11 protein-coding genes are annotated in these 15,486 nt (G+C 69.9%); 9 read left to right on the top strand and 2 right to left on the bottom strand.

What is annotated here, in order from left to right; all coding sequences use genetic code 11:
• Position 1 precedes the first annotated feature (1 nt).
• The 5 genes from ABZY44_RS11650 (at position 2) to ABZY44_RS11670 (ending at position 8,431) form a co-directional block, all read left to right on the top strand.
• Complete coding sequence (locus tag ABZY44_RS11650) at positions 2–910, top strand: metal ABC transporter substrate-binding protein (protein WP_356652450.1); 909 nt, start codon at positions 2–4, stop codon at positions 908–910.
• A 952-nt stretch (positions 911–1,862) separates the two neighbouring features.
• Entirely contained in the window at positions 1,863–2,807 is a 945-nt protein-coding gene (locus ABZY44_RS11655) for an aminoglycoside phosphotransferase family protein (RefSeq protein ID WP_356652548.1), read from the top strand.
• A gap of 934 nt (positions 2,808–3,741) precedes the next feature.
• Positions 3,742–4,992: an MFS transporter gene (locus tag ABZY44_RS11660; RefSeq protein ID WP_356652452.1), complete on the top strand. Its 1,251-nt coding sequence runs from the start codon at positions 3,742–3,744 to the stop codon at positions 4,990–4,992.
• A 790-nt stretch (positions 4,993–5,782) separates the two neighbouring features.
• Entirely contained in the window at positions 5,783–7,150 is a 1,368-nt protein-coding gene (locus ABZY44_RS11665; RefSeq protein WP_356652454.1) for a pyroglutamyl peptidase, read from the top strand.
• 567 nt (positions 7,151–7,717) lie between these two features.
• The gene (locus ABZY44_RS11670) at positions 7,718–8,431 is read left to right on the top strand and encodes an NAD(P)-binding protein (protein ID WP_356652456.1); all 714 of its coding nucleotides are present in this window, start codon (positions 7,718–7,720) and stop codon (positions 8,429–8,431) included.
• A gap of 678 nt (positions 8,432–9,109) precedes the next feature.
• Here the strand turns inward: ABZY44_RS11670 and ABZY44_RS11675 are convergent.
• Positions 9,110–9,643, bottom strand: coding sequence for a hypothetical protein (locus tag ABZY44_RS11675; RefSeq protein WP_356652458.1), 534 nt, complete (start codon positions 9,641–9,643; stop codon positions 9,110–9,112).
• Positions 9,644–10,064: 421 nt separating this feature from the next.
• Here ABZY44_RS11675 and ABZY44_RS11680 point away from each other — a divergent pair, with 421 nt between their 5' ends.
• From ABZY44_RS11680 to ABZY44_RS11695, 4 genes are all read left to right on the top strand, one after another.
• Complete coding sequence (locus ABZY44_RS11680) at positions 10,065–11,039, top strand: acyl-ACP desaturase (protein ID WP_356652460.1); 975 nt, start codon at positions 10,065–10,067, stop codon at positions 11,037–11,039.
• 25 nt (positions 11,040–11,064) lie between these two features.
• Entirely contained in the window at positions 11,065–11,322 is a 258-nt protein-coding gene (locus ABZY44_RS11685) for a phosphopantetheine-binding protein (RefSeq protein WP_356652462.1), read from the top strand.
• Positions 11,312–12,535, top strand: coding sequence for a beta-ketoacyl-[acyl-carrier-protein] synthase family protein (locus ABZY44_RS11690; RefSeq protein ID WP_356652464.1), 1,224 nt, complete (start codon positions 11,312–11,314; stop codon positions 12,533–12,535). Before ABZY44_RS11685 ends, ABZY44_RS11690 begins: the two co-directional genes overlap by 11 nt.
• Before the next feature lie 168 nt (positions 12,536–12,703).
• Positions 12,704–13,693 (top strand): acyl-ACP desaturase, encoded by a 990-nt coding sequence (locus ABZY44_RS11695; RefSeq protein ID WP_356652466.1) that lies wholly within the window; start codon positions 12,704–12,706, stop codon positions 13,691–13,693.
• A 354-nt stretch (positions 13,694–14,047) separates the two neighbouring features.
• Here ABZY44_RS11695 and ABZY44_RS11700 read toward each other — a convergent pair whose 3' ends face one another.
• Positions 14,048–15,379 (bottom strand): wax ester/triacylglycerol synthase domain-containing protein, encoded by a 1,332-nt coding sequence (locus ABZY44_RS11700; RefSeq protein ID WP_356652468.1) that lies wholly within the window; start codon positions 15,377–15,379, stop codon positions 14,048–14,050.
• Between the last annotated feature and the right edge of the window lie 107 nt (positions 15,380–15,486).

Below are 15,486 nucleotides of genomic sequence, written 5' to 3' on the forward strand. Positions count from 1 at the left end.
CATGAAGAGGACCCGGATGAGATACGTGCTCGGAGCCCTGTTGGCCGTGCTCGCGTCGGCGACTTCGCTGACCGCCTGCGGCGCAGGCGGCAGCGCCCAGTCCCCCAGGCTGAATGTGGTCACCGGTTTCTACCCGTTGACGTTCATCACCGAGCGGGTCGGCGGGGACGCCGTTCGGGTCACCGACCTGACCTCACCGGGCGTCGAGGCCCACGACCTCGACCTGTCTCCGCAGCAGACGAGCATGCTCGGCTCGGCCGACTTGGTCGTCTACGCCGAGACGATGGCCCCCGTCGTGGACAAGGCGGTGGCGACCACCGAACCGAAGCGAACTCTGGAAGCCGGAGCCGTGGCAGGCCTGCGGCATACCGACAGCAAGGACTACGGCAAGGTCCCCGACCCGCACTTCTGGCTGGACCCGCTCCGGGTCGCCAAGGTCGCCGAGGCCATAGGCGAGGAACTGGCCAGGGCCCAGCCCGAGCACGCCGAAGAGCACCGCGAACGTGCCCGGCGCCTCTGCGAGCAACTCACCACACTGGACGAAGAGTTCCGGGCCGGGCTGGCTTCCTGCGCGCGCAAGGATGTCGTCACCTCGCACGCGGCCTTCGGCTATCTCGCCTCGAGGTACGAGCTCAACCAGATCGCGATCAGTGGTGTCAGCCCGCAGGCCGAGCCATCCCCCTCCCGCATCCGGCAGATCCAGCAGGCCATCAAGGACAAGGAGATCACCACGGTCTTCTTCGAAACCCTCGCCACCCCGAAGATGGCCGAGACCCTGGCGACGGACCTCGGCCTCAAGACGGCGGTCCTCGACCCGGTGGAAGGTCTTGTGCCGGGCAGCGGCGAGGACTACCTCAGTCTCATGCGCGACAACCTCGCCGCTCTGCGCACCGCCCTCGACTGCCGCTGACGGAGCCCCGTCCACTACTCCAGCGCCGAGTCCTGGGAGGAGATCCGCACGTCCGGCTGCATCGACACCACGTCCCAGGCGGCACGCCACCTGGACGGGCAGGCCAGCCGTGTGTGGCTCACGGACAGCCACGGACACGACAGCGGCCCACGCGACCCGGACCGAACCCTCGTCCGGATATCCGTCGCCCCGGTCCCGTCCATCCTCTACCGGCCGCTGTGGCGCGAGCTGTGCGACAACCGCACCGCCGTGGAGCAGGCCGGCGGCGACCCGGCAGCCTGGTACCTCACCCACCAGCCCATCACGGCCGAGCACTGGGGCACGGTGACCCGCATCGACACAGACGAAACGCTCCACAGCACGGACCTCGCCGAGCAACCGGTCTCGTCATGGGCGACGATGCCCACCCCCACCCGGATCGTCGAAGCCGTCCGCCGCCTCGACCGGCTCGGGCCATCCGACCCGTTCCGCGCCTACCGGATTGACCAGCAGATCGCGGCCCTGGAAGCCATCGTCGAACGGGGAGAATCACGACAACGCCAACGAGCAGCATGGCGAAGGAACCCCCGATCGCCCAGCGGGCGCCTCCGCCGTGCACGGCGACCGCACGGCGCCCGGAGGACAGCCGACTTGCTGTACCCACCTCAAGAAGACCCCACCACAGCGCCCTCCTCCCCCACGCCCCGCGGCTACACGCACAACGACAAACCTTCACCGGGAAACGACAGCGGCCTTCACGAACAGAACGACAGCTCCCACAACTCCGCCAACCCCATCACCAGCACAAACGCCTCACACACCCAGTGCAGACGACTGATGCCGTCCACTACAACTCCCACGACGCCCATCAACGGAGGACGCCGTACGATCGTATGACGGCGGCCCGAAGGACTCGATGACGAAGACGGTCAGGCACGCCGGCACCCCAGCACCGTTGTTATTCGGGAGCGTCGTGGCCTCCAGCCGGTCTCAGTCCCAGATCGAAGTTCCAGCGGCCCTGGCCGTCTCGCAGAACAGTGATGCCTGGCGGGCATGGACCGCTGCCCTGCCGACCCTAGCCGAGGAGTTCTTGGACCGCTGGAGTCTGCGACTGGATGGGCCGCCCGTGCACGGGGCTGTCGCACTCGTACTGCCGGTACTCCAGGCAGACAGCTCGCCCGCGGTACTCAAGCTCCAGCCCGTTGACGAGGAAACGCGAGCCGAGCCGCTCGCCCTGCGCGTCTGGGGCGCCCGCCACGCGGTCGGACTACTGAACACCGACCCCGACTCCGGGGCCATGCTTCTGGAACGTCTCGATGCCGCCCGATCCCTCGCGACGGTGCCCGACGGCACTGCGGCTCTCCAGCACCTTTCGGAGCTGCTGAAGCAACTGGCCGCCGTTCCGGCCCCCGCCGGCTTGCGGCTCCTGTCCGACATCGCCCGAGCCATGCTCGACCGGGTCCCCACATACTCCCGCTCTCTTGCGGACCCCTCTGAGCGACGACTGCTGGCTACGTGCGCGGCTGCGATGAGGGAACTACTCGACGAGCCCGGCGACCGGCTGCTGCACTGGGATCTGCACTACGACAACGTTCTCGCCCCTCTTCCGTCCTTGCAGGTCTCGGGACGGGCTCCCTGGCTCGCCATCGACCCCAAACCCCTTGCTGGCGACCCCGGCTTCGAACTGCTGCCCGCCTTGCGAAACCGGTGGGACGACATCACCGGCACCGCCAACGTGCCCGGGGCCATACGGCATCGCTTCCACCTCATGACAGAAGTCGTCGGTCTGGACCGGGAGCGGGCCACCGGATGGACACTCGGCCGCGTCCTGCAGAACTGCCTCTGGGACATCGAGGACGGCGCGGTCACACTCCAGCCCGAGCAGAAAGCCATCGCCCAAGCGCTATTGGCCTCCTGACTCCTGCGGTCACGGCGCCAGCCAGCTCGACCGGGGCGGGGACGCGATCAGTGCCTGCCTCCTCCCGGGCCGGGACGAGACGGCCAGCCATGGTGGGACTCCGGATGCAGGCGACGCGTCGAAGACCAACAGCGACGTCATTTCTCAGGTTCTGGCTCCCTTTCCGTGGAGAGCAGCTCGCCGGGCTACTGCACGACGCCGTCCTCGGCCACCCCGACATCTCTCTCCTCCCCCCAGCGGGGCGTACGCGACCGCGTACCGGACCACCCCCGACGGGCCCGTGGTTGCGGTGCCGCGCAGGCGGGCGGGCCAGGCCCGCGTCCCCCGCGGCCCGCCCGCCCCCGACCGGAACCGGTCGATCACCCGCACCCCGCCGAGCACCGCCAACGGCACCGTGCCGGGTGCGTTCAGCCGGTTCACCGATGCGCCGAACTCCCCCACCCCGAGCCCGGCCCGGGCAGCTTTACGGTGCCGGGGTGAACTCCACGTCAGTGCCGCCGCAGCCGGCCGCGATCTCCAGCAGGCGGTCGCGCTCCGGCTCGTCGACCGCGAGGCCCCAGCGGAGCTAGGTCGCGGTCCGCTCGGCGCCGTACCGGCACAGCGGCGACCGCGGACGGCGGCAGCCATTCCGCCGGATCCTGATCGGCATTCTGGCGTTTTGAACGGGCCGTCACCGCAACCAGGCTGGCCTCCTGGCCGAGGTCGTTCGCGGAGACCTCACGTCACGCCGCAATCAGTTCGAGGACCCTGCTGGTGGGGAGCGTCATTCATACCGTGCTGTATTCCATTCGACGGGCTCGCGGAACGAGCTGAGAGAGCCCCGCTGCGCCTGATGGCTCCCATCGCCGCGTTACGGCGGAGCCCGTGTCGCAAGGAGGGCACGGGATCTTGGTGCAACTGGGGCGGGGTTGTAACCGCTGCTAGCCTGCCGTCCATGATCAAGGGTGGCCTGGCAGGCCGAATACGCCGCATGGCAGGGGACAGCACGCCGGAGCGCGTGCTGATCGCCGCCAGTTTCACCAACCGGGTCGGCAACGGTCTGTTCAACGCGGCGTCGGCGCTCTATTTCACCTTGGTCGTAGGCCTGCCCGCGGTGCAGGTCGGCGCCGCGCTCACCATCGCCGGAGTGATCGGCCTGTGCGCGGGGATACCCGGAGGGCATCTCGCCGACCGGCGCGGGGCGCGCACGATCATGATGCTGGCCCTTACGGTCCAGGCGATGTCGATGGCGGCCCTCGTCCTCGTCGAGAGCTGGGCCGCACTCACGATCATCGCGACGGTCGACCAGATCGCCGCGGCGGCGGGTGGAGCGGCCTGGGGCGCTCTGGTGGTCCGGGTCGGGGGCGATCGCCCGGCCCTGTTCCGTGCCAAGCTGCGCACCTTCGTCAACCTGGGCGTCGTCCTGGGAACGGTGGGTGCGGGACTGGCGCTGGCCGCGGACACCCGCGGCGCCTATGTCACGCTGATCCTCGGCAACGCGGCGAGCTTCGCCTTGTGCGCGGTGCTGCTGCTCCTGCTGCCCCGCTATCCGGTACTGCCAGCGCCGCCGCAGCAGCGGCGCTGGCTCGCCTTCACGGATCGTCCCTTCCTGGCGTTCACCGCCCTCTACGGGGCCATGGGACTGCAGTACCCGGTGGTCTCGCTGCTCCTGCCGATCTGGATCTCCGCACACACCGAAGCGCCGCGCTGGACGGTGGCCGCGCTGTTCGCCGTCAACTCCCTCTTCTGTGTGCTGATGCAGACCAGGATCGGCTCGCGTATCGAGACCATGCACGACGGCGGCCGGGCGTTTCGCACCGCGGGGCTGCTCTTCCTCGTCAGCTGCCCAATGATTGCGTTCGCGGCGTACACCCCGGTCTGGGCCGCAGCGGGACTGGTCCTGGCCGCGATCTTCGTCCACAGCCTGGGAGAGGTATGGGAGTCCTCGGCGGGCTTCGCCCTGGGCTTCGGTCTGGCCCCCGACCATGCCCAGGGCCAGTACCAAGGTGTCCTCGGCCTCGGCTTCAACGCGGGCCAGGCTCTTGCCCCCGCGATTCTCACCACCGTGGTGCTCGGCCTCGGCACGACGGGCTGGCTGCTGCTGGCGTTGTTCTTCGCGGCACTGGGCGCTGCTGGCCCCTCTCTTGCCCGCTGGGGCATGCGGACCCGGCAGCAGCAGGGCGTTGCCGCGGAAGTGACAGGGTGACCAGGTAGTACGGTGCCCTCCGGCGGGTTCATCGCGCGGCGCGCGAAATCGACCACCGTGTGCGGAATCTCGTCCAGCTTAGGGAAACCCCCCATGCACTGGTACGACTTCAGCACCAGCAACTGTGCGAGCACAAGCTCGTCGCAGTACGATCTGTAGCCCAATCGACCTCGTCACGGTTCGGTTGTGCGGGCTCCAAGGTATGCGGTCCAGTCGGTTGCCGGTCCGGTCCTCGACCGCGAGCGGGAGCGCGGAGACCGCGTCCCCGATCGGCAACACCTGCGGCACGGCCGCGCGTTCCTCGGCCGCGTGCGCGGTGGTGGCAGGCAGGGCAGCGACCGCGATCGCGGTCGCTCGGGGCTGCGACCCGCAGCCCCCGCATCAACCGCCGAAGCCTTCTCCACCTCACTGCGGGCAAGCACCTGCCTCCGGAGCCGGTGACACCGCGTCCCCCCGGCCGTGCGATCGACGGTCACCTCACACACGAGGTTCGCTCGCCAAGGAAGCCCGAACGCCTGAGTTCGAATGAGCGGCGCCGTCCAGCAGATGTGTCCCCTCGGGCGCGCCTTGGCGCCTGTCGTCCTTCGTCTTCCTGCGGAGACCCGGGGGGCCTGGGCCTGCGGATCGAGTCCGGCAGGTAGCACCGTCCTCGTCCAGGTCGGCCAGGACCGGGCGGGGCCGTGCCCGTCCGGCCGGGCGCAGCTCCGTACCGAGCTTTGACTTGTCGTGTTCCGTGCTTGCCTCGAAATCACCTGCCCCTCCTCTCCTCCTCTGCGTAATGTCACATGGCATGCTGACCTTCCGCCGTGCGGCCCTCATCGCCGCCCTGCTCGGCGTCACCACGGTCCTGCCTCCCGCGGGCGCCCACGCCGCCGCCCCACCCCCCTGCGGAGCCGAGGCTGCCTCGCCCGCCACCGGTCCCGCCGCCGAGCCTTCGGCTAACCCCTCCGCCGCCCCTGACCCCGAGCAGGCGCGCCTCGCCGATCCGCGGACCGCCGCATTCGCGGAGCGTGCCGCGTTCGGCGAGTTCGTACGCCGCTTCCCGGTCGCGCTCTGCTCCGCGCGCGACGCCGCCGAGGCGGGCCGGCTCCTCGACGCCTGGGGTGAGGCGCTGTGGCAGGCCGCCGTGAACCGGGCGCAAGGGCGCCGCCCCGGCGGGGACCTGGCGGCCGGAGACGACCGCCCGCTGTACTGGACCCGACTGCGGATGACTGTCCAACTGGCCGACTGGAAGCCGGGGTTCCCGGTCGACCGCTCTGCCCTGCGCACCCGTTTCGAGGACGCGTCGCGGGGTCTGACCACCAACGAATTCCGCGGCACCCCAGGCGTGCGGCGCCTGTTCGTCAGCGGATTCGACCCCTTCGGCCTGGACACCGAACTGCGCCGGGCCAATCCCTCCGGCTCAGCGGTACTCCAGCTCAACGGACGCCGCCTCACGCTCGCCGACGGCACCCCCGTGGAGATCCGGGCCGTGGTCCTCCCCGTGCGCTACGCCGACTTCGACGCCGGGATCGTGGAGCGCGCGTACGGTCCCCGTCTCGCGGCGGGTCCGCGTGCCGCCGACATGATCACCAGCATCAGCCAGGGCTACCCTGGAATCTTCACACTGGAGGCTTGGGCCGGACGCGCCCGCTCGGCCGACCCGTACCCGGACAACGCCGACGCGCTCTCGGGGGGCACGTACGCACACCCCGTCACGGCGCCGGGCCTCGGCCCGGGAGCGGAGTTCCTGCGGACCACCCTCCCCACCGACGCCATGACCGCCGTCCAGAGCCCCTACCCGGTGCTGCTGAACACCGAGGTCAGTGAGATCCCCGCGGGTCAAGACAGCCCCGTGGACCGCGCCGACGGGCCGACCTCCGGCTCCCGCGCCGTTGCGGGCGGAGGCGGCGGCTACCTCTCCAACGAGGTCGCCTACCGCTCCAACCGGCTCCGGACGGAACTGAGCCCCCGCCTGCCCGGCGGCCACCTGCACACGCCCGTGCTCACGGGGCTGCCCGCCGAGCCGAACCAGCTGACCGGCGCCGCGTTCGAGCAGAACGAGAGCGCCATCGCCTCGGAGGTCCTGGAGGTGTTGCGGCATTCTGCCCCCGCGGGACCGTGCCCCGCCGTTCCCGGCCGTCAGCCTGGTGGGGATGCGTGTCGCGATACGGACTGAGATGTTGCTGTCGGTGGTGCTGGTGGCGGTGACCTCGCCGAGTACGGCGACGGGGTGGTGGATCGTGCCCGCAGCCACCTGGGGAGAGAAACCTGCCAGGTGGTCGGGGCTGCAGCCGTAGCAGAAGTCGGACCAGGGCACCGGGGCGCGAAGGCCGGGGGTGCTTGGCCGGGGGCTCCCGCGGGTGCGGGCCGTGCATCCGGAAGAGTGAGGGAACCGCTGCCCGGATGGGCAACTCCGCATCGTCGCGGAGCCGGTCCGGGAAGGCGCTCCGCTGTCCACGCTTTGAGCGCGACAAGGCCTCTGCGCCCGACTGTCGGGCGGGTACCGGATTGCCGTGATCGGTCGCGCTCCGGTGCTGGATACCGTCAGAGACGGAGGCGGCGTACACGGGTCGGGCCTCGTCGTACTGGTCACAGGAACACCGGTCCGCAGGGCCGTGCTCGGGCAGGTTCCGCAGGCCGGTTGTGGTGATCGGGACCTTTGGGGGCGGCGACGAGTGGGGAGCCAGGCAACCGGATCCCGCTCCGTTCGAGGGAACCCGAGGTCGCCTCACAACGATGTCAGATGCCCAGGCTGGGACGTGTCTTCACCCGGCCCTCTCGCCTCCCGCGTGCACCCCCGACGGGAGCGGGTCGGGGATCATGGGGGCCATGGCATCAGTGGAAAAGTTTTGGGTGGCCGCGGTGCGTGTTCACGAGCGGTGATCATGGCTCCGACCGGCATGACGGTAGGCGTGTGGTGATTCCGACACCGGCCGGCGGGGACGGGCGGGATGTGCGCGTGGTGGTGGTCGGGGCGGCGTTTTCGGGTCTCGGCGCCGCCATCCGGCTGCGCCGGGCGGGGTTCGGCGATGTGCTGGTGCTGGAGAAGGCTTCGCAGCTGGGCGGTACGTGGCGGGAGAACACTACCCGGGCTGCGCCTGCGACGTGCCCTCCACGCTCTACAGTTACTCCTGCACGAAGGACACGGCCTGGAGCCGCATGTTCGCCGGACAGCAGGAGATCCACGCGTACCTCACCGCCACGGCGAAATCGTACGGACTCGCCGATGTCCTGCGCTACGGCGTGGCGGTCCACGCAGCACGCTGGGACCCGCCCGCTGGGCGCTGGCAGCTGGAGACCAGCGACGGGCCCCTGCAGCGCCGCGGTCCTGGTCATGGCCACCGGCCCCTGGCACATTCCCCGCCAGCTGGAAGTGCCCGGCCTCGAGGGGTCTATGGGCCAGTGCTCCACGCCGCCCGCTGGGACGAGCGCGTCGACCTGGCCGGGAAGCGGGTGAGCGTGATCGGCAGCGGCGCCTCTGCCGTGCAGGTCCTCCCCGCCATCACCGGCCGGGCGGCGTCCGTACAGCTCTTCCAGCGCCCCGCCCTGGGTACTGCCCAAACCCGACCTGCCGCTGCCTCCCGCCTTCAACCTGACCGTGAACCGCCTGCCCGGCGCCCGACGCGGCCTGCGCGCCGTCCAGTACGCACTCCAGGAAGGCTTCGGCTACGCCTTCCGCCACTGTTCAATCTGCTGGTGATCGGCACCTGATCTTCGCGACCCGCCCTGATGTACCCGGGCATGCTCGGGCGGCGTTCCGCACGCCGCCCAGGAGAGCCGCTCCCGATCGGAGCCGATGCAGTCCTGCCCGACCGTCACGAGCCGGGTGTTCGCCGCCGCCCCCACACCGAGCTCCCCCAAGACTGCCTGCCAGCCGGACAGGTCCAGGTCCTCCGGCACGCGCAATCTCGGGGAATCGTCCAACTTCCCGAACCCAGCCGCGCAGGGCCAACTCCAGCATGCAGGCGGCAGCGACCGCTGCGGGAAGGGCCCCGGCCACGTCGCGCATACACACGCCGGTCACGTCTCCCGGCACTCCAGCACGGATACGCGGAGGTCGGGCAGGGCGGCCGGGGTGTTGGGTCATGTCCTTCGGATCAGGCCGGGATCGCCCGGTAACGCACCGCGGGCCCGGTCAGTCGGGGAAGGAGAAGTAGAGCGCCTCGCTGTAGAAGGACGCGAAGTGCCTCTGCCAGTCGGATCGGACCGAGGCCAGCCAGTCATCGTTCTGGCCGGCGATCGCCGCCTCGGCCTCGGCGACGGCGTGGGGGATGTCTTGGGCCGCCAGACGTCGCACGCTCGCTGCCGGTTCGTCGCCCGACATCGAGACGATCTCCCCGGTCTCGAGAACGAAGTACTTCGCCTGCTGCTTCTCCAGGTGGGCCGTGGTCCTGGCAACGCATTCGGCGAACTCGGCGTCGCCCGCCAGGCCCTTGCCGACCGCGCGCAGGAGGTCGCGGAGCAGGGCCGCCCCGTCGGCAAAGTCCGCGGCGATGCCGATCGGAGGGTTCCAGATCATGGACGGGACGATCGTCGTCCGGCGCCCGACCATGAGCTTGTGCGCGAGCGGGATGTCCCAGTTGTGCTCAGATATGCATCGGATCCGCTTGGGGACCCCTGCCTCGTTCGGCACCGAGTCCGCGGAGTAGAGATATGAACGGTTTGCCATGGTGGCGACGCTAACACCGGGGACCGACAATCCCGGCAGGCTTCTGGCCGTATTAGATGCCCAGTTTCCCTGTCGAGCTCGTGCCGCCCAGTCCGCCTCGTCCCAGGCCCCTCTCAACGACACGGACAGCGCAAGGTCATCAGCTGGTGGCGGGATCGCTCATCCCAGTCGGCATGGGGCGCGGCGCAGGCCAGGCAGGCCGCCGACGGCCGAAAGGACGGAGACGTTTGAGGCAATCGCCCGAGAAAGACCATGAGCCCTCAGCCTCTGATGGTGCCGCCGCCCCGCGAAAGTGGCACGTCGCGCGGAGGGTGTTGGCGCCAGTACACCAAACGGGTGAGTGATCGTTTCTGGTGAGCGCCGTATGCGTTTGCAGTCTGCGGACAGGCATGTCCCTGCATAGGAAGAAGGGCACGGGTGGATGACCGAGGCTGTTGCCGAGGCGGAGCGCGTCCTGCGGGAGTTGGAGCCGGTGGTGGAGCGACTCCTCGAGCGGCACCTGGCCGCCGCCCGTGACTGGTTCCCGCACCAGTACGTGCCGTGGAGTGCGGCACACGACTACGACGGCCCACTGGACGGCACGGCCTGGTCACCGGAGCAGACAGCACTGCCCCAGGCCGTACGGGACGTGCTGGTGGTCAATCTGCTGACCGAGGACAACCTGCCCAGCTACCACTTCGAGATCGCCACCCGGTTCGGACGGGACGGTGCCTGGGGCACCTGGGTACACCGGTGGACGGCCGAGGAGGACCGGCACGCCTCGGTCCTGCGCGCCTACGTCCACGCCCGCCGCGTCGTGGACCCCGTCGCCCTTGAAAATCTACGGATGCGGCACGTCGGTACCGGTTACCGCTCCGGTGCGACCACGCCTCTGCACGCGCTGGCCTACGTCACCGTCCAGGAACTGGCGACTCGGCAGGCCCACCGGAACGCCGGGGCAGCCTGTGGGGACCGGGCCGGGGAGCAGCTGATGGCGCGGATCGCGGCGGATGAGAACCTGCACATGCTCTTCTACCGGGACCTGTTCGCCGACGCGCTCGCCCTGTACCCCGGCGCAGCACTCGCCGCCTTGGCCGATGTCCTCGAACACTTCGAGATGCCCGGTGCGACGATCCCTGGCTTCCGGAGACGCGCGGCGCGCATCGCGGCATCCGGCATCTACAACCTGGACGTCCACCTCGATCATGTGGTGGCCCCCCTTGTACGGGCGCTGAGGGTCACCTCTCTAGCCGGCCTCGGCCCGGTCGGCGAGCAGGCGCAGGAACGCTTGGGTGCGCATGTGGAGCAGCTCACTGTACGGGCGGCCCGAGCTCGGGAACTGTTCGAGCGCTTGGAGGCCACGAGTCGTTCATCGGAACGAAGACCGGAGGTGAGTGCAGCGGACCTCGCACAGTAGAAAACTTTCGCAGGAGGAACCAGACATGACCCACGCCGCATCCAACGCCCTTCCCGAGCAGCTTGCAGCCCTCGTCAACGAGCAGTTGGGCGGCGAGGAACAGGCCCGGCACCTCACGCCGGACCTCACCTTCGAGAGTCTCGGCATGGACTCCCTGGCCCTGATGGAACTGGTCGTGGCGGCGGAGGAGCGATTTGGGATCGTGCCCTCCGAAGAGGCTATGGACCTGGCCCCGTCCGCCACTCTCGCCGACGCCGCCCGTGCCTTCGCCGATGTCCGCTGACGTCGCCATCACCGGACTCGGGCTCGTCACCCCGGCTGGGCACACACCTGAGGAGAACTGGGCGGCTCTGTGCCGGGGCCGGTCGCTGGCCGCCCGGGACCCCGAACTCGCCGGTCTACCTGTTGACTTCTCCTGCCAGGTGACCGGCCTCGACGCCGCGCCGGGGCTCGGCCCGCCGCTGGCCCGGCGGGTGGGACGGTTCATCCAGTTCGCTCTCCTCGCCGCCCGCCGGGCAGTCACCGACGCCGGTCTGCCCACGGACGTCGGACTCGGCGAACGGGTCGGGGTCGTGCTCGGCGTCGGATCGAACTGCCTGAGCACATACATCACCGAGTTCGGCCATCTCGGCGCGGACCGGCCGGTGCGCGTCTCGCCGCTCGCGCTGCCGCGCAGCGTGCCGAGCATGGCCGCCGGTGAGGTCGCCATGGACCTCGGCGCCCAGGGCCCCAACTTCACCACCGCGAGCGCCTGCGCGTCGGGGGCGACCGCGATCGGGGTGGCACGCGATCTGCTGCGGTCGGGAACCTGCGACATTGTGCTGGCGGGCGGCAGTGAATCGGGCCGTTCCCGTATGACGGCCACCTGCTTCACACGGATGCGCGCGCTGTCGCCGCGCCGCGACGAACCCGAGCTGGTCAGCAGGCCGTTCGACGTGGCTCGGGACGGGTTCGTCCTCGGTGAGGGCGCGGCCGTCCTCGTATTGGAACGGGCCGCCGACGCCCGCGCCCGGCAGGCCGAGGTACTGGCCCTGCTGCGCGGGTACGGTGCGGGTTCCGATGCCTATCATCCCGTCGCCCCGCATCCACGGGGTGACGGCGCCGTCCGCGCCATCGTGGCCGCCCTCAAGGACGCGGGGTGCAGCCCTCACGAGGTGGGACACGTACAGGCGCACGGCACTTCCACCCGGCTTGGCGACAGGGCGGAAGCCGCAGCCCTGGCGCGCGTCTTCGGCGACGCCACGCCTCCAGTCACGGCGTCCAAGGGGGTGATCGGACACTCCCTGGGGGCGGCGGGCGCCATCCAGGCGGCGTACACGGTCCTCGCGTTACGCCACGGAACGGTCCCGCCCATCGCGAACTTCCAGCAGCAGGACGGCGAGCACATGCTGGACATCGTGACCGGGGCGCCTCGTCCGGTCACCACCAACACGGCCGTCAGCTGCGCCTTCGGTTTCGGCGGGCAGAACGCGGTCCTGGTGCTCAGCAGCACATAGCTTCTCGGCCATCCGGGCAGACACCGGAGGTTGCCGGCATCGAACGGGTGAAGGTCCAGGAGCAGCACCCGCAGGTGTCGCTGCGCGGGGAGGACCGGGCATCGCGTGACACCCCTGTCGGAGGCCGGACAAGAGGCGCTCCGCAGGCCGAATCCCTTTGGAGTAGCCATGGACCGCTGTCAGGCACCTCGTCGTGACATCAGCCTGCTGCGTGAGCTCGAGCCGGTGGTGGCGAAGGCGGTGGACGCCCACTTGGAGAGCGCGGACGACTGGTATCCCCATGAGTACACCCCCTGGAGTCGGGGCACCGATTTCGACGGTGTGTTGGGCGGGACACCGTGGGATCCGGAACAGGGCACTCTCCACAAGGCAGCGCGGGATGGCCTGGTGCACAACCTCCTCAGCGAGGACAACCTGCCGAGTTACCACCGGGTGATCGCCGAGCTCTTCACCCGGGACGGCGCCTGGGGAACCTGGGTCAATCGTTGGACAGTCGAAGAAGGCCGCCACAGTATCGCCATTCGCGACTACCTCATGGTCACTCGCGCGGTTGATCCCGTCGCCCTGGAGAACGACCGAACCGCCCACGTCCAGAACGGCTGGGGCATGGATTACGGCGACGACGTCGTCGCTTCCCTGGTCTATGTGACCCTCCAGGAACTCGGCACCCGCGTCTCCTACCGCAACATCAAGCTGCAATGCGGCGACGCGGCCTGCGAGGCAATGCTCAACCGCATCGCCAAGGACGAGAACCGGCACATGCTCTTCTACCGCACGGTGCTGTCGGCAGCCATGGACCTGCATCCGGACCGCACCGTACGGGCTGTGGCAGATGTCGCCGCCTCCCTCCGTGCGCCCGGCCACAGCGCCCCCGGCTACGCACGGCTGGCCCAGTCAATGGCCCGATCCGGTATCTACAGTCCTGTCACCCACTACGAAGAGGTCTTGCAGCCCCTCGTGCGCTTCCTGGGCATCTTCGACGCCAGTGGCCTGCGCCCGGACGGTGAACAGGCACGGGAGGACCTCGCGGCCGTACTGGAGCACTCCGCTGCCCAGGCCGCACGGTTCGCCCGCATCTTCGAATCCTCAGCCACGTCCAGCCAGGCCCGGTTCACTGAACAGGGCTGCAGATCCGCGACGCTTTCGGCAGAGACGTAAGTCGCGAATCGCCAAGCGGGCCACCGCATCGACGTCGCACCACGGTCGGCGGGTCGCACACCTCCGGCGTGGTCCAGTTGGCCCGTCCGAAGGTGTGGGAGAGCTCGACGACTCCGGCGCGGCCGCATGCGGTGCAGGCCCGCATCAGGTCGAGCACCCGTCACCCGTCTCGTTCAGGCCGCCGATCGTGCGGGCTCAGAACGTCTCCTCCCCCTTGTCCCGCGCCGCGACCGACACCGGGGCGGCTTCGCTGTTGAGGAACTCGATCTGCCGGCCGAGCGTGAGGTGCCCGGTCTGATTTGACTCGGATGCAGGCCGGGTGCCGAGCGCGCCCGGGTACCCGTACTGCTCCCGCTACGCGTCTCGTTCGGCACTGCTTGTCACGACGCGTTCCGCTGTGTCCGTTGCCGGATCCGGGACGGTGCTGGGCATCGAGGCTGTGGCAGGGCGGGGCTGACTGAAAGCACCTTCAAGCGCTTCGAGCTCGGCGAGCCAGCGGGCGGGAAGTTCGTCGATGTCGGGCAGGCTGGGGTCGGCGACGACCGCCAGATGCGCGGCTCCGGCGTATTCACCCAGGCACACCGACAGGTGGTGTCCTGCGGGCAGGAACATCAGCGGCAACAAGGCGCGGGTGCTGCGGTCGCCGAGTCGAAGGGGCCGGGCGGGGCCGGGGACATGGGTGACCACCATGGTGGTGCGCCGCGGGTGCAGGATTCGCGCCAGGGCTCTGCCGTGCCAGCGCGTGGGCAGGAAGTCGAACAGAACATCGGCGTCGGGATCGCGGTGGCTGATCCGGATGTTCCTCGTGGCCAGGCGCGTGGCGGTCAGGCGCTCGGCGGCGGTGGGCAGGTGGCAGGGCAGGATGACGGGAACACCGCGGTGGAAGTTGCCCAGCGCGGCGTTCATGTCGCCGCGCCGGGTGTTGAGGGGGACCGTCACCCGTACGGTGCCTGTGGTCCGGTCAGGCAGCCAGGGCCGCAGGGCGCCGGCGAGGGCTGCCAGGTAGACGTCGTTGAGACTGACACCGCCTTCCCGGGCAATGGCCTTCATGCGAGGCAGGGGGGTGTGGGCCCACAGGCGTCGAGGTGGTCCGCTCGGGGCCTGGACCTCTGCGGGGCCGAGGCCGATGGCGTGCGCGGACACCATGAGGTCGGCGGCCGCTCGCATCAGGGCGCGCACGCGGCCAGCCGTCCAAGAGGGCGAGGGCCTGGGGGCTGTGGGGCGGGGGGACATGCCCGGTTCGCCCAGCGCGGCGAGTGTGATTCCGATCAGCGACATGCCGTCCAGGAGGCCGTGGTGAGCGCGAAGGAGTAGGGCGTACTCGTTGTCACGGTGCCCGTGAAGCAGGGTCATGCCCCAGGTGACGTCCGTGAGCGGCCGGGCGCACAGGCGCTCGATCGCCGCGTGCAGCGCGGTGTCACCGCCGTGCTCGGGCAGCGTCAGCTCCCGAAGGTGTTCGGCGGGTGCAGTGGGACCGCCCGTGTTCGCGCCTGGCGGGCGGGCCCGCGCGCTCAACGGCGGATGGGCCGCGCGCACCAATTCGATCAGCGCGTGCAGTTCGACGGTGGATGGCGTGCGGCCGGTGATCACGGCCACTCCGCCGATCTCCATACTCGTGTGCGGGTGCGCCGCGCCGTAGGCGAACCAACGCTCGCCCGCCGTGGTCGCGTCGTCATGGTCGTGCACGGTGTTCTCCGCTGAGGGTCGTTTCGCATGGCGATGATGTACGGGGTACGCGCGGGGCGGGTCATGCCCAGCGGTCGAGTTCCGGCAAGGCTCCGGTGCAGCCGGAA

It is taken from the genome of Streptomyces sp. NPDC006544, assembly GCF_040611715.1.
Classification (GTDB): domain Bacteria; phylum Actinomycetota; class Actinomycetes; order Streptomycetales; family Streptomycetaceae; genus Streptomyces.